Genomic DNA, 23,175 nt, shown 5'->3' on the forward strand with positions numbered 1-23,175 from the left:
ATGAAAATTTATGAGGATAGTAATAGTAATAATTCCTATTTGCAATATTATGTTGTGCAATCTATGCTGACAGCCGTTTTGCAACGCTCATTATTGTGATTACTGTGAGGAACAACACATGTTCAATTCATTATCTGGTGTTAAGCTGGCGCGCCCCAGTCCAGTGCGACCCAGTCGAGTGCGGCTTAGCCTGTCACGCCTTTCGTTAGGCATGCTGGGCGGCCTTATGTTACTGACAACGGCGGGTTGCAGCCAAACACCAGCAGCAGAAGCGGTCAGTACTGCCAGTGTTACACTGCCTACATGGCAAGCCCCAGAGCGTCAGCAGCATCCATTGGTTGGCACTCTGTTTCAGCTTGATTCAAACCAGCCGATTGCCCCTAAAACGCTGTTGAGGCAATTGCCGGCAGGCACCTGGTTATTGCTGGGCGAGCAGCATGATCATCCCGATCATCATCAGTTACAACTTTGGGTATTACAGCAATTAGCCGCTGAGCAGCGCTTAGGTGCTGTCGCCATGGAAATGCTAAATACCGCGCAACAACCGGCTTTAGATGCACAGTTAAAGCAGGGGACACTGAGCACGCCTCAAGCCTTAAACTGGCCTGAAAAGGCTTGGCCTTTTGCTCGTTATCAAGGGCAAGTGCAATTGGCGCTTGATCAGGCCAGTCGGCTGGTGGCGGCAGATTTAAGTGATGCAGAGAAAACAGCGCTACGGCAAAATACCGACGCGGTAAAGGAACATTCGGTGGCGCATACCGACTATTTGGCGGAATTAATGGTAAAGAGCCATTGCGGTATGTTTACGACAGAACGGGCGAAACCCACCGCCAGAATGCAAATTGGTCGTGATCAACAGATGGCCAAACAAATGTTAGCCAATAGCCAAGCAGACAAAGTCAATGTGCTGATTGCCGGTGCTCAGCATGCACGCAAAGATGTTGGGATACCGATCTGGCTAGGCGAGCAGCCTGTGGTCAGTATCTTAATGGTCAGTGTCGCAGAGAGTACCGATCCTAAAGACTATTTGCCGCAAGCTATAACGGCAGATACACCCGCATCGGCTATCGCAGATCTGATTTGGTTTGTGCCAGCGCTTCCTGCTGTGGATTATTGTGCGCAGTTAATGGGTAAATGATCTCAGTAAATCTCAGTAAAGAGCTGAGTCACTGTCAGTTGGTGTGTTAAGTGTGTTGTTACAAGTAAACAGGCTGCCCTCAGGCAGCCTGTTGTTTTAGTGCTTTGTCTTGCCACAAGCTGCAGCGCTGGAGGCTTAAAACGTATAGCGGGTCGTTATACTGATATTGCGCCCAGGCTGAGTATAGGCGCGTAAGTCGCTGTCTACAGCATGACCGGCAATGCTGTTATAACGCACATAGTCTTTATCCAGCAGGTTATTAACCGCCAGATTAAGCTGCCAGGTAGCAGTTAATTGATAGCTGTTTAACCAGTCCAGCGTGACAAAACCAGGACTTTGTCTGGCTCCTTCGTTGACTTTCGTCATCCGTTTTGCCCAGCTTGCCATCAGCTGAGACTGCAGCTTTTCGCCGCCAAAACTGATGCCGGTACTGCCTGAAAGTGGACTGATAGAGGTAATGTAGGCCTGGGTTTGGTCGTTCTTGCCATCCTGATAGGACACCGCTGCCAGCAGACTCCACTGGTCATTAATCGCATAATCCAGACTTAACTCCGCGCCTTTAATTGTCACTTTATCCACGTTTTGGTAGTGGAAGGTATCGTGTTGATATTGAAACTGTCCTTGGGCGTTTAGTACCGTTTTGCTGTCAATCAGTGCGGTTTCTAAGAAGTCGGTAAAGCGGTTATAAAATACTGCTGAGCTAAAGCTAAGCTGGTTTAGCTGGCCGCGCAGACCCAACTCATAAGTGTGACTGGTCTCCGGCTTTAAATCGGTATTCGGCACCAGTGTGTAGCGATAAGTTGAGGTTGGTTGTAAATCGTGTTCAATATAGGCCAGATCATAGGCGGGTACTTTAAAACCCTGACCATACTGCGCGTAAAGGTTTAGCGTGTCGGTCAACTGATACAAGCTACCTAAGTTTAACGAGATCTTATCATCGCTGATTTTCTCAAAGGCGGTACCATCTAGCTTTAATGCGCCGTTAGGATCCATCGCAAAGCGGTCGTAACGTACGCCTGGCGTTAGCCGCCAACGGCCGTCTGCCAGCTTGATGGTATCGTTCAGGTACAAGCCATAGCGGGCGATATCATTCTTCGGAAATTTATTGGTCAGCAGATCCCGCAGCGGCTCCGTTACCCCCTCTGCGGTACGATATTCATACTGGCTACGTTGAGTATCGGTTTTCTCAAGATCCAGCCCATAGGCCAGGGCGTGCCGGGGATTTAGCGTCTTAGCGGCGCTCAGCAACACGCCCTGGGTATTTTGCTCATATAAATTGTTTTGCCACATATGGCGGATTTGAAACAGATTAAATCTTGGGGCATTGATGTCCAGCTTGGCATATTCCAAATCCGTTTGTTTGCTTTTGTTGCTATACAGACTGAGATCTAAATAGTTATACAGTGCCGTATCGGCTTCAGAGCGGTAATGTAAGCGTAATGCCTGAGTTTTCTTGTTACTTTCATTCGATTCTGCCGCAATCTGATAACCAAATTGGGCCAGGCTGCGGAAGTAAGCGAGTAGGCCATTAGCCCGATCGCCAGATGCATCCTGCTGGTAAAAGTCGATACTAAAACCTAAGCTGTCAGTGCTATTGAGTTGGTAAATAGCTTTGTAAAGCATGCTATCTGAGTCGATAGAAAAGGGCTCCAGATTGCTGGCATGGTTTTGTTGCTCTTCGCCCCGCCGCAAGGTGCCACTGAGCATGTGGCTGAAGTGGTTACCAATTCGTTGGGCCAGTGTAGTACCGCCATGATATTGGCTGGAGAGATCAGCATAGCCAAGACTGACATTACCACCGAATTCGGCCTGTTCTGTCAGATAATCTAACGGGTCTTTTGTTGTAAATACTACTATACCGGCAAGTGCATCAGACCCATACAGCGAGGAGCTCGCCCCTTTGGCCACTTCGACTTGTTTTAGCGTAGAGGTATCCAGAAAGCCACGACCAATAATATCGTTCAGGCCGTTAGCACCATAACCCTCGTTAATGCGCATCCCATCCTTAATCATTAATACCCGATTACCGCCCATGCCCCGGACCAAAAAGTTCTGCGCGCCCCCAACACTACCAGTGACCTGAATGGAAGGGTCATAGCGGAATAACTGACTGTAATCGTTAACTTGTTGTAGTTCGAGCTCATCGGCCGTTTGAATCGAAATACTGCCCGCAACATCCTGCAGCGGTTGTTCAATCCGACTGCCACTGACGACCATAACTTCTATCGCTGCAGCTTCTGCTGCGTGGTCAGCCAGAGTAAGTGGGCTAAAGGTAACGGCAATAGCGCTGGCCAGCAGGCTAAGGCGAGGGGTAAACATAGCAGGCTCCTGTTAGTTAAAAACAGCGGCATGCTATGATCTTTAAATGCGATAGTCAATGATAATCATTATCATTTGTAGCGATTGGTGAGTGTTGCTGACCTGATTGTTGGCTTACTCGTCAAAATCGTCCGTTTTAGTGTGTGGTAGTGGTGTTTTGCTGGAGTCCTGCAGCAGTTGCTCCAGCTCGGCAATCTCATATTTATCCAGTAAGCGCCACTGGCCGGTTTTTAACTCTGCCAGCCGTACGTGCATAATACGGGTGCGTTTTAGCTTTACCACTTCGTAACCGAGAAATTCAGCCATGCGCCGGATCTGCCGGTTTAAGCCCTGAGTCAGAATAATATTAAAGGTATTACGCGACACCTGCCTGACTTTACAGGGCAGGGTAACAGTATCCAGAATGGGCACGCCCTGGCTCATGCGTTTAATAAATTGCTCAGTAATAGGTTTATTTACCGTGACCACGTACTCTTTTTCGTGTGCATTACCGGCGCGCAGAATTTTATTGACGATATCGCCGTCGTTGGTCAGAAAAATCAGGCCTTCAGAGGGCTTATCCAGCCGGCCAATCGGGAAAATCCGCTCCGGATATTTTAAGGCATCGACAATATTACCGGCGACTTTACGCTCGGTGGTGCAGGTTATGCCTACCGGCTTGTGATAGGCAATATAGACGCGCTGCGGCTTGGCTTTTAGCGGTTTACCCTCAACCAGTACCCTGTCAGTTGCCGCGACCTTGACCCCCATGCCCGCGATCTGGTCATTGACGCTGACTTTGCCGGCGGCAATCAGGGCATCGGCCTCGCGCCGTGAACAATAACCGGTATCACTGATAAATTTATTTAATCGGGTAAGACTCTGCTCAGACATAGCTCTCGGTATTGGCTTAATAGATTGGCAAGGTGCACAGTGTAAGGGGCGGCGCCCGGCAGAGCAAGGTTTTGCCGCTGCGCTGCGAATAGCGCTTGGGTTATCGGTCAGGTTACGGCTAAAATACGCGCAACTAACAGGGAACTGGCATGACATTACCAATTAATCATACCCTGCCTGGCGCCAGCCGCCTGGTACTGGGCTGTATGGGGCTCGGCGGTGGCTGGAATACCACCCCGCTAACACAGCAAGACGAACAGCAAGCTTTTGCACTGATTGAAGCGGCGCTTGACTGCGGTATTAACCTATTTGACCACGCTGATATCTACACCTTTGGCAAAGCGGAAGCGGTATTTGGCCGCTATCTGCAAGCCTTTCCGGCGCAGCGGCAGCAATTATTACTGCAGTCAAAATGCGGTATTAAACTTGGCAATGCGCAACAGCCCGGCCATTACGATCTGAGTAAAACCGCTATTCTGGCCGCGGTGGAGCAAAGTCTTGAACGGCTAAATACTGACTATCTCGATCTGTTACTGTTGCACCGGCCGGATCCGCTTATGGAGCCTGACGAGATTGCTGCCGCTTTTGAGCAGTTACAACAGCAAGGTAAGGTGCGTCACTTTGGTGTGTCGAATATGGGCTGGCCGCAGCTGCAGCTGTTACAACGCAGCCTGACGGTACCATTAGTGGTTAATCAGCTGGAGATGAGTTTATATCGTCATCACTGGCTGGAGGAAAGCCTGCTGACCGGCATGCCGGAGGGCGCTGGCTGTTATTTTGGCTATGGTACCGTCGAATATTGCCAGCGCGAGCAAATTCAACTGCAAAGTTGGGGCAGCCTGGCTCAAGGTCGCTATTTTAGTGCCCGCGCCGATGAAACCGCGGCTGAACAGGCGACGCGTCAGTTAGTGGCGAAGTTGGCTGCGGAGTATCAGAGTACGCCGGAAGCGATAGTGCTGGCGTGGCTGTTACGGCATCCGGTCAGGATCCAGCCGGTGCTGGGTACCAGTCAGCCGGCACGCTTAGCTGCGGCGGTGCGCGCAGAACAGCTTGACCTGAGTCGGATCCACTGGTATCAACTCTATATTGCGGCCCGTGGCGGCGCCTTGCCCTAAATCCGGAGTCTGTGCGATGCAGTTATGGCAGAAACTACTCTTGGTGTTGCTATCAGGCATGATGTTATGGCTTGCCGGCTCGACAGCACAGGCCGGAACCGAGGTTAAACCGTTTTCTCAGCTACACCAGCGAATCTGGAATACAGAACATGGCCTGCCACAGGTGTCGGTCGTGGCGATTACCCAGGATCAGCAAGGCTATATGTGGCTGGCAACCGAAGGCGGGCTGGCCCGCTTTGATGGCAACCGTTTTCAGGTATTTAATGCCAGCCATTCACCGCTGTTTCGCAATCCGTTATTACGCACCCTGCACACCACTGCTGGCGGTGACGTACTGATTGGCAGCTCTGACAAACTTATCCGTTACCGTCAGCAGCAGTTTGCCGAACTCACCCTAAATGGCCAAAGTGTCGGCAGTGTCGAGGCTATGGCCGAAACAGCCTCTGGCCGGGTCTTTATTGCCGCCGAGCAACTACTGTTGTTGGAGCAGGGGCAGCTGAGTGTACTGGCAGTGCCACCGCGGCCGGTTTCCAGTTTGTTGGTTGACGGTGAGCAGTTATGGATAGCTGGCCCGGGCTATTTGGCGCTCTGGACTGAGCAGGGCTGGCAGGAGCGTTATCAGCACTCTGAGCCAGGTTGGTTAGTTACCCGGATGCTGACTGATGGTGACGGCATTCTGCTCGCCACCCCTCAAGGCTTGTGGCGCTATGCTGATGGTAAGGTAAGTCTGACACAACATCAGGTACAGGACGAGGTGTTGCTACTGTTCCGGCAGCAACAACAACTGTGGGTGGCAACCTATCATGAACTGCTGCAGTTCCATGGTGATCAGCTCATTTCCCGTACTGATTTACGGCAACTGCCGAATATTGGTTGGCTGGTTAGTGCCTACCAAAGCCGGGACGGTTTGTTGTGGTTTGGTAGCAAAACGCATGGCTTGCTGCGCTTTCGATCGGATGCTACAACTAACTATCAGGTTGATCCTGCCAGCTCAGATCCCTATGTCTGGGCGCTCTGGCCCACAGAGCATGAGTTATTGGTCGGCCACAATGGTGGCCTGGCTGGCTTTGATGGGCAGCGGTTTGAGCGCAAAATTGCCCCAGAGCGGCTATCGCACCCGGTAGTATACTCACTGTACCGACAGGCGGACGGCACCTTGTGGGCCGGCACCCGCCGCGGCTTAAACCGTATCAGTGCCGATTACCAGCAGGTACAGCGTTATCCGGCGCTGGATCATATTCAAATCAACGGTATCGTAGAGCGTAATGACGGCAGTATCTGGATCGCCAGTTTTGATGGCCTGTACCGGCTGCTACCGGGCAGTAATGAGCCCGAATCTATGGCCGAGCAGCTTGGATTGCCGGTGACACGTTTTCGGGTGATCCTGCGCGACAGTCAGGATCGGCTGTGGCTGGGGACGCCACGCGGTGCCTATGTCTGGGATGGTAAGCAATTGACTGCCATCGAGGATCCGTTGCTTAGCGATATTTATATCAGCTATATCACACAACTGAGTGACGGCCGGATCGTGCTGGGAACCTTGCAGCACGGCTTTGCCATCGAGGACCCGCGGGGCGGCTGGCAGAAGATCCTGCCACAGCAAGGACTGCCCAATGCGGATGTGATTTATCTGGCCGAAACCGATAAAGGCTTAGTGATTTCAAACTTTAATGGCGTCTATCGCCTGGCCTCAGAACTGCTGACCGGCGGTGAGCTCGTCGCCAGCATTATTATTGATGATATTGGTCCTGAGGCCGGGGTCGACGGCTTACGTTGTTGTAATGGTGCCGGTAACAGCAAAGGCGCCAAATGGCGGCGGGGGATCTACCTGCCCAGCCTGAACGGGCTGGTGGCCATTGAACTGGATGCACTGACGGAGCAACGTCCGGTACCTGAGGTGCTGATTGAGCAACTGCTCGCCGAGCAGCTGTATTACCCCTCAGGGCAGACAATCAAGCTGGGCGCCGCCCAGCGCGATCTGGAAATCCAGTTTACTGCGCCGGCCTATTACCGGCCGCGAACCCTGATTTTCCGCTACCGCTTACTCGGTTATGAACAGGATTGGACAGAAGTCAGCGACAGACGCCAGGCCTTTTATACCAATCTGCCGCCAGGCGAGCTGACGTTTGAAGTTCAGGCGCGGTTTCGCGGTGAGGGCGAATGGAGTGAGGTAGTCAGCCAGACCTTCAGCATTCAGGCGCATTGGTATGAACAATATTGGTTTTATGTGGTGTTACTGCTGCTGTTGTTAAGTGGGTTATTTGCATTGCATCGCTACCGTTTAAGTCATTTGGCCAGACAGCAGTCTAAACTAGAGCTGATGGTCAGCGAACGGACCCGGGAGCTGAATAACGCCAACCAGCAGTTGGAACTGCTTAATCAGCGCTTACAGCTGCTCAGTGTTACCGATGCACTCACCGGTTTGCACAACCGGCACTATTTACAGCAAACACAGGAGGCGATACTGGCACGCGCCCGCCGCCAGCAGAAGCCGCTGTTGTGTGTATTGCTGGATTTGGACAATTTTAAAAAGGTTAATGATCTGTTGGGGCATCAGGCCGGTGATGCGGTACTGCGGCAAATGGCGGCGCTGTTAAAACGTCTGCTGAGGCAATCAGATCATCTGATCCGCTGGGGCGGTGAGGAGTTTTTAATTATTCAGGAGCAGCAGGACGACCCCATCGCCTTTTTAAACCGCTTGCTGCAGGCAGTGGCCGATGAACCCTGGGTCATTGCCTCGGAATTGCCGTTTAAGCTTAGTTGCTCAGTGGGGGCGGTGCAGTACCCGTTACCGGATAATAGTGGCTGGAGTTGGACCCAGGCGCTGGCGCTGGCCGATAAAGCCCTGTATCAGGTGAAAAGCCAGGGCAAGGCGGGTTGGTTAATGCTGAGGCCGCAGGCTAAAGCTCTGAATGCCGGTGATTGGCTGCAGCGCGAAGTTGCGCAAATGTTACAGTCGGGTGCCTTTAGCGCTATTGCCAGCGCCGATATCAGTGAGCGTCTGACCCGGCAACAGACTGAGCAGGTATAAAATAAAACGGGCGCCTGCTGGCGCCCGTGCTGAACTTAGCTATCGGGGTAGTTTACATATTCGGATAGTTAGGACCGCCGCCGCCCTCTGGTGTCACCCAGGTAATATTCTGGCTCGGATCTTTAATATCACAGGTTTTACAGTGAATGCAGTTTTGGGCATTGATCTGCAGTCGCGGCCCTTTATCCTGCTCTTCAACTATCTCATACACGCCAGCCGGACAGTAGCGCTGCGCCGGCTCTGCATACTTAGCCAGGTTCACCTGGATCGGAATGCTGGCATCTTTCAGCTTCAGATGGCAGGGTTGTTCTTCTTCATGGTTGGTATTCGACAGGTAAACCGAGCTTAAGCGATCGAAACTGATTTGATTATCCGGCTTCGGATAAACAATAGGGCTGTAACTGGCAGCCGGTTTTAGCTGGGCATAATCGTGTTGTTCGTCTTTTAAGGTCAGCGGTAAGCGACCACCAAACCAGTTTTGATCCAGGGTATTAAAGGCGCCGCCCCAGAAGGTGCCGAACTTATGGATCGCCGGGCCGAAATTACGCGAGCGGTACAGCTCATCGTACAACCAGCTGTTTTCAAAGGCATTGGCAAAGCCGGTCAGATCCTGACCACCGGTATCGCCACTCAATAAGGCTTGGGCTACCACTTCGGCAGCCAGCATGCCGGATTTCATTGCGGTATGGTTGCCTTTAATCTTGGCAAAGTTCAGGGTGCCGGCATCACAGCCAATTAATAAACCACCATTAAAACTCATTTTCGGCAGGCTGTTCAGGCCACCTTTGGCTATGGCGCGGGCACCATAGGACACGCGTTTGCCGCCTTTTAAATACTGTTTTAAAGTCGGATGCTGCTTATAGCGCTGAAACTCCTCAAAGGGATTCAGGTAAGGGTTGCTGTAGTTCAGGTCAATAATTAAACCGACCACGACCTGCTGACCTTCAGCATGATACAGATAGCCACCGCCGCTGGCGTCGCTCAGCGGCCAACCGGCAGAGTGCACCACCAAACCGGCATGATGCTGTTCGGCCGGCACATCCCAGATTTCTTTAAAGCCAATCGCATAATGCTGTGGCGACTTGCCGTCATCCAGCGCAAAGTGTTGAATAAGTTGCTTGCCCAGATGGCCACGGCAGCCTTCGGCAAACAGGGTGTATTTGGCCAGTAATGCCATGCCGGGGGTATAGCTGTCTTTGGGTTGGCCTTCGCGATCCAGGCCCATATCACCAATCAGAATACCTTTGACCCTGTTATCTTCCAGTACCAACTCACTGGCGGCAAAGCCCGGGAAAATCTCTACGCCAAGCGCTTCGGCTTGCTCAGCCAGCCAGCGGCACAGGTTAGCGGCTGAGATAATATAGTTACCGCTGTTATGCATGGTCTTAGGTACGGCAAAGCCCGGTAGCTTGCGCGCATTCTGCTCATCACTAAACAAATAGATATCATCATGGGTGACCGGGGTATTAAGCGGTGCGCCGCGCTCTGCCCAATCCGGGAACAGTTCGTTCAGCGCGCGTGGTTCAAAGACAGCACCGGATAAAATATGGGCGCCGACTTCAGAGCCTTTTTCTACCACACAAACACTGATCTCCTGGCCTGCGCTTTCGGCCTGTTGCTTTAAACGAATAGCAGCCGACAGACCCGCCGGGCCTGCACCAACGATGACCACATCGTATTCCATTGCTTCTCTTTCCACCGGGTTACCTCTCTTGCGTTGGCAGGTTAGGCTGTGTTTGTTGTAGAGTATGCCTGAGCTTTGCCACAGCCGCCTGTTTTGTGGATGCTATTGTTTACAGAATTTTTTATAAACATGGGAATTTATTGAGGATAGCAGGATATTGCAGGTTGACGTTAACGTCAACAGGAAGTAGATTGTCGGCCATGCTCAAATTTAGTAGTTTACCTGCACGTAAAGCAGCCCGGGCGAGGGTTGTCGCATTCAGATGAGGCCATTATGAAGATACTAGTTCCGGTAAAACGGGTTATCGATTACAACGTTAAGGTTCGGGTTAAACCGGATAACAGTGGTGTGGATCTGGCGAACGTGAAGATGGCGTTAAACCCATTCTGCGAAATTGCGGTGGAAGAAGCCGTGCGTTTAAAAGAAGCCGGTGTCGCTACCGAGGTCGTGGTGGTCACTATCGGGAATAAAGCCGCACAAGAACAGCTGCGTACCGCGCTGGCGCTGGGTGCCGATCGTGCGCTGCAGCTGGAGACTGAACTGAACCTGGATTCACTGCAAGTGGCCAAGTTACTGGCCAAGGTGGTCGCAGAAGAGCAGCCACAGCTGGTGATTATGGGTAAGCAAGCCATCGATTCGGATAATAACCAAACGGCACAGATGCTGGCTGCTTTAACTGGTATGGGGCAGGGTACGTTCGCTTCGAAAGTGGTAGTAGCAGACGGTAAGGTGCAGGTGACCCGTGAAATTGACGGTGGTCTGCAAACGGTTGCCTTGACACTGCCGGCCGTAGTATCGACTGATCTGCGTTTAAATGAGCCGCGCTATGCCTCCTTACCGAATATTATGAAAGCGAAGAAAAAGCCGCTGGATGTCAAAGCTGCCGATAGCCTGGGCGTGGCGCTGGAAAGTAAGGTTAATACCCTGAAAGTGACGACACCACCAAGCCGTCAGGCCGGGGTGAAAGTAGAAAGCGTCGCCGAATTGGTAGCCAAGTTAAAAGATGAAGCAAAGGTGATCTGATGAGCATTCTGGTAATAGCTGAACATAACAATAGTGCGCTGAAGGCGGATACCTTTAAAACCGTACAGGCTGCCAGTCAGCTTGGTGGTGAAATCCATGTGCTGGTTGCTGGTCAGGCGTGTCAGGCTGCGGCAGCTGAAGCCGCGAGCATTGCCGGTGTTAGCAAGGTATTGCTGGCCGATGCCGCGCCTTATGCACATCAGCTGGCAGAAAACGTCGCTGCCTTAGTGGCAGAGTTAGGTGCCGGTTATAGTCATATTCTGGCAGCAGCCACCACCGGTGGTAAGAATATGCTACCACGGGTAGCGGCACTGTTAGATGTGGCGCAAATTTCTGACATTATCGCCATTGAAAGTGCTGATACCTTTGTGCGGCCAATCTATGCCGGTAATGCTATCGCTACCGTGCAATCGGCTGATGCCATTAAAGTATTAACGGTTCGTAGTGCGGCCTTTGCTGCGGCCGCTACCGGCAATAACGCGCCTATTGAAGCCGTTGCGGTGGTAAAAGATTTAGGCGTATCCAGCTTTGTTGCCGAAGAGCTGACCAAATCAGAGCGGCCAGAGCTGACCGCCGCCCGGGTGATTATCTCCGGTGGTCGGGGCATGCAAAATGGCGAAAACTTTGCGCTGTTAAATGGGATTGCCGATAAGCTGAACGCTGCCATCGGTGCCTCGCGCGCTGCGGTCGATGCCGGCTTTGTGCCAAATGATATGCAGGTCGGTCAGACCGGTAAAATTGTGGCGCCTGACCTGTACATTGCCGTCGGTATTTCTGGCGCTATTCAGCATTTGGCTGGTATGAAAGACTCGAAAGTGATCGTTGCCATCAACAAAGATCCGGAAGCGCCGATTTTCCAGGTTGCCGATTATGGTCTGGTCGGCGATCTCTTTACGGTATTACCGGAATTGGAAGCTGCGCTCTAGGCCGGTAAAACCTAATGCCCAACTAAGCCAGCCTCGCCGCTGGCTTTTTTTATGCCACAAACTTAGTATATCGATGTACTTCAGGGAGAAACCTTATGCCACCTGTGATCCGCCATGCCGAGCCAGCCGATTTAGCCGCTGTCAAAGCCATCTATGACCAAGCCAGCGTCTATGCCAATACGTTGCAGCTGCCGTTTCAACCGCAAGCTAAGTGGCAGAGTCTGTTTGAGCCACAGCCGGGTTTTTATAATCTGGTGGCAGAGCTCGACGGCCAGGTGGTGGGGCAGCTCGGGTTACAGGTGATGCAAAACCCGCGGCGACGGCATGTGGCGGAATTTGGTATGGGCGTATCTGAGCCATTCCAGGGGCAGGGTATTGGTTCGGCCTTATTACGTGCCGCGCTGGATTTAGCCGATAACTGGTTGGCCCTGCGGCGGGTGGAGCTGCTGGTATACAGCAGTAACGAGTCAGCCATTGCACTGTATGAACGCTTTGGTTTTGAAGTTGAAGCCGAACTGGCCGATTATGCCTATCAATACGGCAACTATATCAGTGCGCTGGTGATGTCGCGGCTGCGAAATACGGCTTAAAGGCAATAAAAAACCGCCGGTGGGCGGTTTTTCTTTAGCATTAGCAGTTAGTTCTGCTCGCTGTTTTTCTTACACTGCACGGTGTCTTCACATTCACCATACATATATAAACTGTGGTGAGTCAGTTTAATACCATGCTGTTTGGCAATCGCCAGTTGGCGCTGCTCGATGGTGTCGTCTTCAAACTCAACCACCTTGCCGCACTTCAGGCAGACTAAATGGTCGTGGTGGTTGGCGCCGGCCAGCTCGAATACTGACTTACCGCCTTCGAAATGGTGGCGGGTTAAAATGCCGGCATCATCAAACTGGTTTAGTACCCGGTATACGGTCGCCAGACCGATATCCTCACCGATGTCCAGTAATAGCTTATATACATCTTCGGCACTGATATGCTGGTTTTTCGGATCCTGCAGGATCTCCAGGATCTTCACCCGTGGCAGTGTGACCTTTAAGCCAGCCTTACGTAACTCGGTATTATGATCGTTCATAGCAACTCTTATCTAAACGTGAACTTACAGGGATTATAAAGAGATTAGTTTTATATTCAATTGCTTTATCCCTTTTCTATTTTTAGTTGAACATCTGGACGCATACTGCTTGGTTTTACAGCTGTTTAGTTGAGTCACTGCTGCTGATTTGTCGTGATAGGCGTTACCAAACTTGCTGAAATCGAAAAGCCGGGTAGAATGCACTCCACAGGTCATACCAGAGAGTGATTTATGCGTTGGGCATTTAAACCGGGCGTGATGCGCCATTTACTGAATTTCTGGCCACCGTTTTTTTTCAGTGGCATTAAGGTAGCGGAGCTGAGCAGCGACTACCGCTATTGCCGGGTCGAGCTGAAATCACGGCCCTGGACCCGCAATATTAATAGTAGCCAGTTCGGCGGTTCGATGTTTGCGATGACCGATCCGATTTATCCGTTGCTGCTAATGGGCGCCCTGGGTAAAGAATATCTGGTGTGGGACAAACAGGCCGATATCAACTATATCAAACCGGGTTATAGCCGTTTAACCGCTGAGTTCTGGCTGTCGGATGAGATGGTGGAGCAGGTTAAACGTGAGACCGACGGCGGCGAGAAGTTTTTTCCGCAGTTTCTGGTGCATATTAAAGATACTAATAACCAGGTGGTATGCGAAGTCAATCGCACCGTCTATATCCGGAAAAAGCCAAAGTATCGCGCAACCGAGTCAGCAACTAAGGCATAAAAAAAGCCGGCGAACCGGCTTTTTCTGCTGTAAGCGGCTGCTAAAACGGCAGCTTACAGCTTGGCAAATTCCGCCAGGCTCATTTCATCATAAATCTGCTTACACCATTGCTTAACCCGTTGCTCGGTCAGCTCCGGCTGGCGATCTTCATCGATACCCAGGCCAATAAAGTGGTTGTCATCGACCAGTGCTTTTGAGGCAACAAAGTTATAGCCGGCAGTTGGCCAATGGCCGACAATAATGGCGCCCTTCGGCTCGATAATATCACGCAAGGTGCCCATCGCATCCAGGAAATACTCAGCGTAGTCTTCCTGATCGCCACAGCCAAAAATCGCGACCAGTTTGTTATTAAAGTCGATATTTTCCAATTCCGGGAAGAAATCATCCCAGTCACATTGGGCTTCGCCGTAGTACCAGGTTGGGATCCCGAGCAGCAACAGATCGAAGCTTGCAATATCTTCTTTGCTGCTTTTCGCGATATCACGAATGTCGATTAAGTTTTTACCCAGCTCTTTCTGGATCATTTTGGCGATATGTTCGGTGTTACCGGTATCGCTACCAAAAAAAATACCCACTGTTGCCATAGTTAACGCCTTCTTACCTGGCCAAAGCCTGTTCTAACAGATGTTCAATAAAATTACTGCGTGTCATCTTGGCCAAAGCCGCTGCCTGATCGAGTTTGTCACACAGCTGCTCTGACACCTTGCATTCGATACGCTTTAACCCCTTTACGCGATCGCGCTTGATTTGGTTGCGCTTGTTCAGTTTTAACTGTTCTTCCCGCGGCAGGGGGTTAGTTTTCGGTCTGCCGGGGCGCTTGTCCAGCGCAAATAAATCAATGGTGGTGCGATCGGTGGCTATTTTCGCCATGACGTCGCCTCTTATTCGAAAAAATACTGCATTACACTTTTCACGATAAAGACCAGCGGTGATAAAAATAGCACCAGCCAGACAAAAAATTGCCCCATTTTCGGTGCCTGACTTTTCTTCAGTACATCGCGGATCGCCAGTACGATAAAGATGTACAGGGCACCCAGACCCAGCCATAAGCCAATGCTTTCAAACTGCTCTACATTCATGCGTATTGGTCGTCCCGAAAAAAGTGCGCGCACTATAGCACAACTGGCCCGCTTTTTTCTGCGCTAGCTCAATAAAAAATCGCGTACAATTTTATTAAAAGCAGCGGGTTTCTCAGCATGTAACCAGTGACCGGTGCCTTCGATCACCTTAGCCTGTGCCGCCGGAAAATGTGCCAGAATAGTGGGTCTGTGCTCAGCTAAGATGTAATCTGAGTTGCCGCCTTTAATAAAGAGTGTCGGGCCGTCAAACACGCCCTCCGCCAGTGGGGCACCAATTAACGCCTGATAATGCGTACTTAAGGCAGCAAGATTAAAACGCCAGCGAAAGCCGGTCTCGGTTTTATCCAGACTTTTTAATAGAAACTGTCGCACGCCGGCTTCGTTGATATAGGCTGCCAGCAGCTGATCGGCTTCGGCCCGACTATTTAGCGTACTTAAATCAAGGCTGTTCAGCCCGGCGAAGATACTGTTATGCCGTGGCGGATAACCGACCGGGGCGATATCGGCCAGAATTAGGCGCTGTGGTTTAGTCGTGTTTTGCAGCGCATATTGCATGGCAATTTTGCCACCCATTGAATGGCCAAGCAGTGCAAAGGGCGTTAGTGCCAGACTGTCCAGCGTTTCTGCCAGATCAGCGGCCAGTAACGGATAACTCATGTCGCTACTCTGTGGCGAACGGCCATGGTTACGCACATCGATATTCAGTACCTGAAACTCATCCTGTAAGGCGCGGGCAATGACACCCAGATTTTCAAAGCTGCCGAACAGGCCGTGGATCAGCACCACCAGCGGTCCCTGACCGCTGAGTTGATAATTTAGCATCATAACCGCTACTCTTTTGGCTGATAGAGTGATTGCATTAGCGGGCTATTCTAGCAAAACATCGGCCCTGCGTCAGGCGCCGGCGGAAACTCGCATCTTTTGCTGCTTTGGGTATATAATCAGGCCAATTTGAGGTAACGGATTAACACTATGAAAACCATTGAAATTGACGACGATCTCTATCAGTTTATCGCGGGGCAGACCCAGCGTATCGGCGAAAGTGCCTCAGATATCCTGCGTCGTTTATTGCCTGGCGCACCGTTGAAAGCCGGTGTGACAGCGTCTGCCGCTGCAGTCAGCACTGAGCCCGCAGCTGCAGCTCAGGCCGAGCCAGTGACCAGCGCCAAAGCCGGTAATATTTTTGATCTGGTGACACCACAGGATTTACAAACCGAACAGAATATCGTTGGCCGCTTTTTATACCTGCTCTCGGTTTTGGCGCGGGTGCACAAAAAAGATTTTGCCAAGGTGCTGGAGATTAAAGGTCGCAACCGCCTGTATTTTGGTACCTCGGCCGAGGCGTTAAACGAAGCGGGCAGCAGCACTAACCCGAAGCAAATTCCTAATACTAACTTCTGGGTGATCACCAACTCTAATACGACCCGGAAAAAAATGATGCTAACTGAAACTGCCATAAAACTTGGCTATAGTGCTGAAGACGCTGAGCGTATCCGCGACTTACTCTGATTAACTGAATTACGCAAAAAAGGAAGTGCCCATGTCATTACATCCGCTGGCAGGTCAGCCGGTTCCAAACGAACTTATTCCGAATATCTGCCGGTTGATGACGGCTTACTATGTACTGGAGCCCGATGTGCATCAACATCCGGAGCATAAAGTCAGTTTTGGCACCTCCGGCCATCGCGGCAGCGCCTTGCAGCACACCTTTAATGAGCCACACGTACTGGCTGTTTGTCAGGCGATTGCCGAGTATCGGAAAAAGCAGGGCATTACCGGGCCATTATTTTTGGGTAAAGATACCCATGCCTTGTCAGAAGCGGCCTTTGCCAGCGCACTGGAAGTGCTGATTGCCAATAAAATTCAGGTCTGCATCCAGAAAGACTTAGGCTATACCCCGACACCCGTCATTTCCCACGCTATCCTGACCCACAACGACGGTGAAAGCAGCCAACTGGCCGACGGTATCGTGATTACGCCTTCGCATAATCCACCGGAGGACGGTGGTATTAAATACAACCCGCCGCATGGTGGTCCGGCTGATACTGATGTCACCGATTGGATTGAAAAACGCGCCAATGAGCTGTTAGCCAAGGATCTGGAAGGCGTGCGGATGATGCCTTATGCACTGGCGATTCAGTCCGGCTATTGTCAGCACATTGATTATATTCAGCACTATGTTGATGACTTAGAAAACGTGATTGATATGGCGGCCATTGCTAAAGCCGGCATCCGTATTGCCGTCGATCCGATGGGCGGTTCGGGTATTGCGTACTGGCCGCGCATCGCTGAGCGCTATGGTCTGAATATCACCGTGGTCAATAATAAGGTGGATCCGTCTTTTAGTTTTATGTCGCTGGATAAAGACGGCAAAATCCGCATGGATTGCTCGTCAGCGCACGCAATGGCCGGTTTAATACAACTGAAAGATCAATTTGATATTGCCATTGGCAATGATCCGGATTTTGACCGCCATGGCATTGTGACCCGCAGTGGCGGTCTGATGAACCCGAATCATTATCTGGCCGTTGCTATTAACTATCTGCTCGCCAACCGGCCACAGTGGGGCGCTGAGCTGGCTATTGGTAAAACCCTGGTCTCCAGTGCGCTGATTGACCGCGTGGTTGCGGCGCAGGGCCGGGTACTGAGCGAAGTACCAGTCGGCTTTAAGTGGTTTGTCGATGGCTTACATAAAGGCGAGATCGCCTTTGGTGGCGAAGAAAGTGCCGGCGCCAGTTTCCTGCGCCATAACGGTACTGTTTGGTCGACTGATAAAGATGGCTTTATTCTGGGTTTACTGGCTGCCGAAATGCTGGCAAAAACCGGTGTCGATCCTTATCTGCAGTATCAGGCGTTAACTCGTAAGTTGGGTTCACCGCTGTATCGGCGTCTGGATGCACCGGCGTCTGCGGCCCAGAAAGCCGCGCTGAAAAATCTGGATGTCGGCAGTGTTAAGGCCACCAGCTTAGCCGGCGATGCCATTACGGCAGTACTGACCAAGGCGCCCGGTAATAATGCCGGCATCGGCGGTGTTAAGGTTGTCACCAAAAACGGTTGGTTTGCCGCCCGTCCGTCTGGCACAGAAAATGCCTATAAAATCTATCTGGAGAGCTTTGTCGATCAGGCTCATCTGGAACAGTTAGAGCAGGACGCCAAGGCCTTTGTCGCGGCGGCTTTTGCCAATAGCTGAAGCTAAAACATCAGTGTTAGCAAGGGGTTAGCTACGCCTATCCCCTTGGTTGCCTACAGTGCTTTGATGTTTAATTATGTAATTAACTTACGAAATGGCGGGTAGTCTTTGCCAAAAGTGCGATTTTGCGGTATTGTTTTTGTAATTTTTCTACAATTATAACTGTGTAACATCGCTGTCTGTGCGGAACACATTTGGGACTGGCAATGAAAAAGACCTCTACAGCTAAGGCAGCGAACGCTGCCAACACTGCCACTGAGCAGCTTAAAGAAAGTATTATCAAACACTTACACTCCACGCTTGGCACTGACGTTAATAAAGCCAGCCATCAGGCCTGGTGGCGCGCTACCTGCGCCGCGGTAAACGAGCAGGTTTTCGATGGCCTGCGCAATACCCAACGCACTCATTATGAGCAAGATACCCGGGCGCTGCACTATTTTAGCCTCGAGTACCTGATGGGCCGGATGTTTAGCAATAACCTGCATAACCTCGGGATTTATCAGAACGCCAAACAGGCACTGGCTGAACTGGGGCTGGATATTGCCGATCTGGAGCAGCAGGAAGAGGACATGGCGCTGGGTAACGGCGGCCTGGGTCGTCTGGCAGCCTGCTTTATCGAATCACTGGCGACGTTAAATTACCCGGCCGTGGGTTATGGCATTCACTATGAAAACGGCTTGTTCCAGCAGAGCTTCCAGGATGGCCGGCAGATCGAGCGTCCGGATAGCTGGCGTGAGTACGGTAACCCGTGGGAAATTTGTCGCCCGGAATCGGTGCAGGAAATTGCCGTGTATGGCTATGTCGAAACCGTATTTGACTTACAGGGCCAGATGAAAAAAGTCTGGCACCCGGGCCGGATCATTAAGGGTGTGCCGTGGGATATTCCTATTGTCGGCTATGATGGCAGTGCGGTAAATGTATTGCGCTTGTGGGAAAGCCGCGCCTCTGATTTCTTTAACTGGGACGTGTTTAACTCCGGCGGTTATATTGATGCGGCGCGGGAAAACGTGGAAGCGGAAAATATCTCTAAGGTACTGTACCCGAACGATGAGACCGATGCCGGTAAAGAGCTGCGTCTTATTCAGCAGTATTTCTTCTGCTCCTGCTCGTTAAAAGACATTATCCGCCGCTATAAGCGTCGCCATGGCGATGACTGGAGCCACTTTGGCAAGCAGGTGGTCATTCAATTAAACGATACCCACCCGGCGGTAGCGATCCCGGAGCTGATGCGGATTCTGGTTGACCGTGCTGAAATGGCATGGGATGACGCCTGGGCGATTTGTCAGCAGGTATTTGCCTACACTAACCATACCTTATTGCCAGAAGCACTGGAAAAATGGCCACTGCGCTTATTTGAAAAAGTGCTGCCGCGGCATATCGAAATTATTTATGAAATTAACCGCCGCTTCCTGCTTGAGCAGGTAGAAATGCGCTGGCCGGGTGACGATGCGAAGAAGCGCAAGCTGTCGATTATCGAAGAAGGCCATGAGCAGATGGTGCGGATGGGGCATTTGTCGGTGGTGGGCTCCTTTAAGGTGAACGGGGTTGCAGAAATTCACTCCAAGCTGGTGAAATCCGATCTGTTCCCGGAAATGGTGGCGCTGTGGCCGGATAAATTTACTAACGTTACTAACGGTGTAACACCGCGGCGCTGGTTAAAAGCCTGTAACCCAAGGCTGGCTACCTTGCTGGATGCCAAGGTGGGTGACGATTGGCCAACGGATCTGAAAAAGCTGCATAAGCTGGCTGACTTTGCTAAAGATCCTGCATTGCAGGATAACTTTATGGCGATTAAGCAGCAGAACAAAGCCGATCTGGCGCGGGAAATTAAAAAGCTGACCCGGATTGAAGTGGATCCGGCGGCGCTGTTTGATGTGCAGATCAAACGCCTGCATGAATACAAACGGCAGCACCTGAACCTGCTGCATATCCTGGCGTTGTACCGGCGTATTCTGCAAAACCCGGATTACGATATGGTGCCACGGGTGTTCCTGTTTGGTGCTAAGGCGGCACCGGGCTATAAGCTGGCAAAAGAGATTATCTATGCGATTAACAAGGTCGCCGATAAGATCAACCACGATAAGCGGGTGAAAAACCGCATTAAAGTGGTGTTTATGCCAAACTACCGGGTGAGCTTAGCTGAGAAGATGATCCCAGCCGCGGATGTCTCGGAGCAGATCTCCACCGCCGGTAAAGAGGCCTCAGGTACCGGTAATATGAAGCTGGCGTTAAACGGTGCTATTACTGTCGGTACCCTGGATGGCGCCAATATTGAAATCGCTGAAGAAGTTGGTGCGGATAATATCGCGATCTTCGGTTTAACAGTTGATGAAGTGAAAGCCTTATATGAGAGCGGCTATAACAGTTACGATTATTACCATAATAATCCGGAGCTGAAAGCCATTCTGGACTGGCTGGAAACCGATTATTTTACGCCAGGTAAACCGGGCGAACTGGTGGCGATTAAACGCAGTTTACTGGAAGGCGGTGACCCTTATCTGGTGCTGGCCGACTTTGAATCCTACCTGGCGGCGCAGCAAAAAGTGGATACCTGGTACCGCGATAAGGCGCTGTGGGCAGAAAAGGCCATTCTGAATACCGCTTCAGTCGGTAAGTTTACCTCAGATCGTTCCATTGAAGACTATGTGGAGCGGGTGTGGCAGTTAAAGCCGTGCCGGATTAAAAACTAGTTCCTGCAAAGGTTTGAGCCGGTGGCGTGAACAGCTGACCACCGGCTACAAATCAGACTTTGTAAAAAGGCAGCGTTTCTGGCTGCCTTTTTTTATTGCAGCAGATGTTATATGCTGATTTTCAACCTTTTTCCCGGGCTGCAATATGGTGCGTGGTATTGTGATCAGCATGCTGTTGTTGCTGGCTGGCGCGAGCCTGGCAGCGGCACCCAGCCGTATTCAGTGGGCGATCAATGATGCGCCACCTTTCCATATTGTGGCGGGTCCTTATCAGAATAAAGGCATTTGCGATGCGTTGATTGCGGCGGTGCATCGCGCTTTACCGGGAGTGGAGGCCTCCGTTTGGGTGATGCCACAGCCGCGGATCGCACAGGCACTCGGTGATCAGATCAATCTGTGTTTTCCCTGTATGATTTTCCGCGGTGCCCACGACCAACTGGCCAATTTTACGCTACCCACTCATATCTACGAGCCTTATCGCTTACTGAGCAAGCCTGGCATGGCACTTGAACTCAGCAGCCGTTTCGGCAGCCCGGTCGCCTTTGAGCGCTTGTTGCAGCAACGGCAGTATCGTCTGGGCTACCCGGCGGGTCGCCGCTACGCCGAATTACAACCTTTGCTGGATCAGTACCCGCCTTTTCTGGCCCGGCCTGGCACCGGTGGCGTGATTGCTATTTTGCAGATGATCCAGGCTGACCGGCTGGACTACACCCTCGATTATCCTATTGTCGCCAATTACTTTAACCGCACTCAGCAAGGCGCCTTGAGCAGTTTGCCAATTCTGGAGCAACAACAAGACCATATTCCCGGCGCGATCGGCTGTGCCCGCAGTGACTGGGGGCAGCAGGTGGTTCAGATGATTAACGGCGTAATGCCGCAGGTGCGTCAGGATCCGGAATTTATCGAGGTATTAAACTTATGGGCGGGTGAGCAGTCTGAGGCTTATCAGCAGTTTAACCAGCGCCAGTTAGCGCGACCCGAATATCAGGTACCCAGCGCTCAGCCTTAGCCAACAGCGAATATTCAGCACGATGCGACTTGGCGTGCTGCGGCTTACAGGGTAACATCCGGCTGCGTAGTTTGCCGTACAGCAGTTAACAGAGAAGTCATATGCCAGCACAACAACTTAAACAAGATGGTGATTTTTTAGCACTAACCCTGGCAAACCCCGATGGGTTATCGCCGGCGCACTTTAGCCTCGACAATGGTACTCAGGTTGAAATCTGGGATACCGGCGTCATTTATTTTGAACCTGAGCAAAGTGGACAGCAGGATATCGTACTCAGTTGCGGCATTCATGGTAATGAAACGGCACCGATTGAAATCTGCGCCGCACTGGTGCGGGATGTGTTGCTTGGTAAGCTACAGCTGAGCGAGCGGTTACTGGTATTATTTGGTAATCCGGCGGCGATCAATAACGGCACGCGGGAGATTGAAGAGAACTTAAACCGCTTGTTCTCCGGCCATCATAGCAAGGGCGCAGGGCTGATTAATGCCGAGCGGCGCCGGGCGCAGGCATTAGAAAATTATGTCAGCCGCTTTTATCAGCTGGGCGGTGAGGGCCGCGAGCGCGCGCTCTATGATCTGCATACCGCTATTCGCGGCTCGCGCTTTGAAAAATTTGCTGTTTGTCCATTCCTGCACGGTAAACCCTGGAAAAAAGCTCAATTTCAGTTACTGGCAGCCTGTGAAGTCAGCACGGTATTGCTGATGCAAACCCCGGCCAGTACCTTTAGTTATTATGCCTCTAATAGCCATGGTGCCGATGCCTTTACCGTTGAGCTGGGTAAGGTGCGTCCCTTTGGTGAAAATGATATGCGGCGCTTTGCCAAAGCCGAGCAGACGTTACGGGCGCTGGTTAGCGGGACCTTGCCGCCGTTTAGCGAGTTCAGGCAAGCCGATTTTCAGCTGTACGAGGTGTATCGCAGTATTAATAAGCAAACCCAGGATTTTAAACTGCATTTTGCCGATGATGTGGAAAACTTTACCAGTTATCCGCTGGGATCCTTGCTGGCAACGGATGGCGATTTGGAATACCGGGTCGAACGTGAAGGTGAGGCCATTATCTTCCCCAATGCTAAGGTGGCGATCGGGCAACGGGCGATGCTGATGGTGGTACCCAAAGATGTCAGCGGCCAGCTGATTTAGTGGCGAAAAGCAGACACTGAGTAAATATAACCTGACAGCTTGGTTGCTGCTCAGGTTTTTTTATGCCCGCCGGCGGTTGCAATGCAGTTTACGTAAAGGTAAAGTTCGGCGCAAAAATTTAAGTTAAAACCGGAATGTCTGCGGTGTGATACCTGCGCCAC

19 protein-coding genes and 1 pseudogene are annotated in these 23,175 nt (G+C 51.4%); 12 read left to right on the forward strand and 8 right to left on the reverse strand.

Going from position 1 to position 23,175, the window contains the following annotated elements; all coding sequences use genetic code 11:
• Positions 1–118: 118 nt before the first annotated feature.
• The gene (locus tag H1D31_RS07545) at positions 119–1,138 is read left to right on the forward strand and encodes a ChaN family lipoprotein (protein WP_261257422.1); all 1,020 of its coding nucleotides are present in this window, start codon (positions 119–121) and stop codon (positions 1,136–1,138) included.
• 135 nt (positions 1,139–1,273) lie between these two features.
• On the opposite strand, the gene H1D31_RS07550 is transcribed toward H1D31_RS07545, so the two are convergent.
• Positions 1,274–3,457 (reverse strand): TonB-dependent hemoglobin/transferrin/lactoferrin family receptor, encoded by a 2,184-nt coding sequence (locus H1D31_RS07550; RefSeq protein WP_261257423.1) that lies wholly within the window; start codon positions 3,455–3,457, stop codon positions 1,274–1,276.
• Positions 3,458–3,610: 153 nt separating this feature from the next.
• A pseudogene (locus H1D31_RS07555) lies at positions 3,611–4,330 on the reverse strand (pseudouridine synthase); the annotation flags it as partial.
• A 149-nt stretch (positions 4,331–4,479) separates the two neighbouring features.
• Between H1D31_RS07555 and H1D31_RS07560 the strand changes: the two are divergent.
• Both H1D31_RS07560 and H1D31_RS07565 read left to right on the forward strand, forming a co-directional pair.
• The gene (locus H1D31_RS07560; protein WP_261257425.1) at positions 4,480–5,445 is read left to right on the forward strand and encodes an aldo/keto reductase family oxidoreductase; all 966 of its coding nucleotides are present in this window, start codon (positions 4,480–4,482) and stop codon (positions 5,443–5,445) included.
• Positions 5,446–5,461: 16 nt separating this feature from the next.
• Entirely contained in the window at positions 5,462–8,476 is a 3,015-nt protein-coding gene (locus H1D31_RS07565) for a ligand-binding sensor domain-containing diguanylate cyclase (protein WP_261257428.1), read from the forward strand.
• Positions 8,477–8,528: 52 nt separating this feature from the next.
• On the opposite strand, the gene H1D31_RS07570 is transcribed toward H1D31_RS07565, so the two are convergent.
• Positions 8,529–10,175, reverse strand: a complete 1,647-nt coding sequence (locus H1D31_RS07570) for an electron transfer flavoprotein-ubiquinone oxidoreductase (protein WP_261257430.1) — start codon at positions 10,173–10,175, stop codon at positions 8,529–8,531.
• A 258-nt stretch (positions 10,176–10,433) separates the two neighbouring features.
• Here H1D31_RS07570 and H1D31_RS07575 point away from each other — a divergent pair, with 258 nt between their 5' ends.
• The 3 genes from H1D31_RS07575 to H1D31_RS07585 all read left to right on the forward strand — a co-directional run bounded on the left by H1D31_RS07575 (position 10,434) and on the right by H1D31_RS07585 (position 12,699).
• Positions 10,434–11,183, forward strand: a complete 750-nt coding sequence (locus H1D31_RS07575) for an electron transfer flavoprotein subunit beta/FixA family protein (RefSeq protein ID WP_008951947.1) — start codon at positions 10,434–10,436, stop codon at positions 11,181–11,183.
• The gene (locus tag H1D31_RS07580; protein ID WP_261257435.1) at positions 11,183–12,109 is read left to right on the forward strand and encodes an electron transfer flavoprotein subunit alpha/FixB family protein; all 927 of its coding nucleotides are present in this window, start codon (positions 11,183–11,185) and stop codon (positions 12,107–12,109) included. The genes H1D31_RS07575 and H1D31_RS07580 overlap by 1 nt, the downstream gene beginning before the upstream one ends.
• Before the next feature lie 95 nt (positions 12,110–12,204).
• Positions 12,205–12,699, forward strand: a complete 495-nt coding sequence (locus tag H1D31_RS07585; protein ID WP_008951949.1) for a GNAT family N-acetyltransferase — start codon at positions 12,205–12,207, stop codon at positions 12,697–12,699.
• Between the two features lie 47 nt (positions 12,700–12,746).
• Here H1D31_RS07585 and fur read toward each other — a convergent pair whose 3' ends face one another.
• Positions 12,747–13,187 carry a ferric iron uptake transcriptional regulator gene (gene fur / locus H1D31_RS07590; RefSeq protein WP_008610368.1) on the reverse strand — a complete coding sequence of 147 codons (441 nt, stop codon included), beginning with the start codon at positions 13,185–13,187 and terminating at the stop codon, positions 12,747–12,749.
• Positions 13,188–13,418: 231 nt separating this feature from the next.
• On the opposite strand from fur, the gene H1D31_RS07595 reads away from it, so the two are divergent.
• Positions 13,419–13,907 carry a DUF4442 domain-containing protein gene (locus tag H1D31_RS07595; RefSeq protein ID WP_065956296.1) on the forward strand — a complete coding sequence of 163 codons (489 nt, stop codon included), beginning with the start codon at positions 13,419–13,421 and terminating at the stop codon, positions 13,905–13,907.
• Positions 13,908–13,960: 53 nt separating this feature from the next.
• Here the strand turns inward: H1D31_RS07595 and fldA are convergent, their stop codons facing one another.
• From fldA to H1D31_RS07615, 4 genes are all read right to left on the reverse strand, one after another.
• Positions 13,961–14,491 (reverse strand): flavodoxin FldA, encoded by a 531-nt coding sequence (gene fldA, locus H1D31_RS07600; protein WP_057788991.1) that lies wholly within the window; start codon positions 14,489–14,491, stop codon positions 13,961–13,963.
• A gap of 13 nt (positions 14,492–14,504) precedes the next feature.
• The gene (ybfE, locus tag H1D31_RS07605) at positions 14,505–14,777 is read right to left on the reverse strand and encodes a LexA regulated protein (RefSeq protein WP_008610375.1); all 273 of its coding nucleotides are present in this window, start codon (positions 14,775–14,777) and stop codon (positions 14,505–14,507) included.
• An 11-nt stretch (positions 14,778–14,788) separates the two neighbouring features.
• On the reverse strand, positions 14,789–14,986 hold the full coding sequence (locus tag H1D31_RS07610) for a DUF2788 domain-containing protein (protein ID WP_008951952.1): 198 nt from the start codon (positions 14,984–14,986) through the stop codon (positions 14,789–14,791).
• A gap of 63 nt (positions 14,987–15,049) precedes the next feature.
• Positions 15,050–15,811 carry an alpha/beta fold hydrolase gene (locus H1D31_RS07615; RefSeq protein WP_261257443.1) on the reverse strand — a complete coding sequence of 254 codons (762 nt, stop codon included), beginning with the start codon at positions 15,809–15,811 and terminating at the stop codon, positions 15,050–15,052.
• 147 nt (positions 15,812–15,958) lie between these two features.
• On the opposite strand from H1D31_RS07615, the gene seqA reads away from it, so the two are divergent.
• From seqA to astE, 5 genes are all read left to right on the forward strand, one after another.
• Entirely contained in the window at positions 15,959–16,495 is a 537-nt protein-coding gene (gene seqA, locus H1D31_RS07620; RefSeq protein ID WP_008951954.1) for a replication initiation negative regulator SeqA, read from the forward strand.
• Positions 16,496–16,526: 31 nt separating this feature from the next.
• Positions 16,527–18,176, forward strand: a complete 1,650-nt coding sequence (gene pgm / locus H1D31_RS07625; protein WP_008951955.1) for a phosphoglucomutase (alpha-D-glucose-1,6-bisphosphate-dependent) — start codon at positions 16,527–16,529, stop codon at positions 18,174–18,176.
• A gap of 206 nt (positions 18,177–18,382) precedes the next feature.
• Entirely contained in the window at positions 18,383–20,866 is a 2,484-nt protein-coding gene (locus H1D31_RS07630; RefSeq protein ID WP_261257448.1) for a glycogen/starch/alpha-glucan phosphorylase, read from the forward strand.
• Positions 20,867–21,011: 145 nt separating this feature from the next.
• Positions 21,012–21,875, forward strand: coding sequence for an ABC transporter substrate-binding protein (locus H1D31_RS07635; protein WP_261257451.1), 864 nt, complete (start codon positions 21,012–21,014; stop codon positions 21,873–21,875).
• 101 nt (positions 21,876–21,976) lie between these two features.
• Complete coding sequence (gene astE / locus H1D31_RS07640) at positions 21,977–23,014, forward strand: succinylglutamate desuccinylase (RefSeq protein ID WP_261257452.1); 1,038 nt, start codon at positions 21,977–21,979, stop codon at positions 23,012–23,014.
• Positions 23,015–23,175: the final 161 nt, after the last annotated feature.

The organism is Alishewanella sp. BS5-314, from assembly GCF_025377695.1.
In the GTDB taxonomy this organism is placed as follows: Bacteria; Pseudomonadota; Gammaproteobacteria; order Enterobacterales; family Alteromonadaceae; genus Alishewanella; species Alishewanella aestuarii.

What these genes read in the sequence shown, in the direction of transcription:
- H1D31_RS07545 (WP_261257422.1), top strand. Translation starts at nt 119, where the DNA reads ATGTTCAATTCATTATCTGGTGTTAAGCTGGCGCGCCCCAGTCCAGTG.
- H1D31_RS07550 (WP_261257423.1), bottom strand. Translation starts at nt 3,457, where the DNA reads ATGTTTACCCCTCGCCTTAGCCTGCTGGCCAGCGCTATTGCCGTTACC.
- H1D31_RS07560 (WP_261257425.1), top strand. Translation starts at nt 4,480, where the DNA reads ATGACATTACCAATTAATCATACCCTGCCTGGCGCCAGCCGCCTGGTA.
- H1D31_RS07565 (WP_261257428.1), top strand. Translation starts at nt 5,462, where the DNA reads ATGCAGTTATGGCAGAAACTACTCTTGGTGTTGCTATCAGGCATGATG.
- H1D31_RS07575 (WP_008951947.1), top strand. Translation starts at nt 10,434, where the DNA reads ATGAAGATACTAGTTCCGGTAAAACGGGTTATCGATTACAACGTTAAG.
- H1D31_RS07580 (WP_261257435.1), top strand. Translation starts at nt 11,183, where the DNA reads ATGAGCATTCTGGTAATAGCTGAACATAACAATAGTGCGCTGAAGGCG.
- H1D31_RS07585 (WP_008951949.1), top strand. Translation starts at nt 12,205, where the DNA reads ATGCCACCTGTGATCCGCCATGCCGAGCCAGCCGATTTAGCCGCTGTC.
- fur (WP_008610368.1), bottom strand. Translation starts at nt 13,187, where the DNA reads ATGAACGATCATAATACCGAGTTACGTAAGGCTGGCTTAAAGGTCACA.
- H1D31_RS07595 (WP_065956296.1), top strand. Translation starts at nt 13,419, where the DNA reads ATGCGTTGGGCATTTAAACCGGGCGTGATGCGCCATTTACTGAATTTC.
- fldA (WP_057788991.1), bottom strand. Translation starts at nt 14,491, where the DNA reads ATGGCAACAGTGGGTATTTTTTTTGGTAGCGATACCGGTAACACCGAA.
- ybfE (WP_008610375.1), bottom strand. Translation starts at nt 14,777, where the DNA reads ATGGCGAAAATAGCCACCGATCGCACCACCATTGATTTATTTGCGCTG.
- H1D31_RS07610 (WP_008951952.1), bottom strand. Translation starts at nt 14,986, where the DNA reads ATGAATGTAGAGCAGTTTGAAAGCATTGGCTTATGGCTGGGTCTGGGT.
- H1D31_RS07615 (WP_261257443.1), bottom strand. Translation starts at nt 15,811, where the DNA reads ATGATGCTAAATTATCAACTCAGCGGTCAGGGACCGCTGGTGGTGCTG.
- seqA (WP_008951954.1), top strand. Translation starts at nt 15,959, where the DNA reads ATGAAAACCATTGAAATTGACGACGATCTCTATCAGTTTATCGCGGGG.
- pgm (WP_008951955.1), top strand. Translation starts at nt 16,527, where the DNA reads ATGTCATTACATCCGCTGGCAGGTCAGCCGGTTCCAAACGAACTTATT.
- H1D31_RS07630 (WP_261257448.1), top strand. Translation starts at nt 18,383, where the DNA reads ATGAAAAAGACCTCTACAGCTAAGGCAGCGAACGCTGCCAACACTGCC.
- H1D31_RS07635 (WP_261257451.1), top strand. Translation starts at nt 21,012, where the DNA reads ATGGTGCGTGGTATTGTGATCAGCATGCTGTTGTTGCTGGCTGGCGCG.
- astE (WP_261257452.1), top strand. Translation starts at nt 21,977, where the DNA reads ATGCCAGCACAACAACTTAAACAAGATGGTGATTTTTTAGCACTAACC.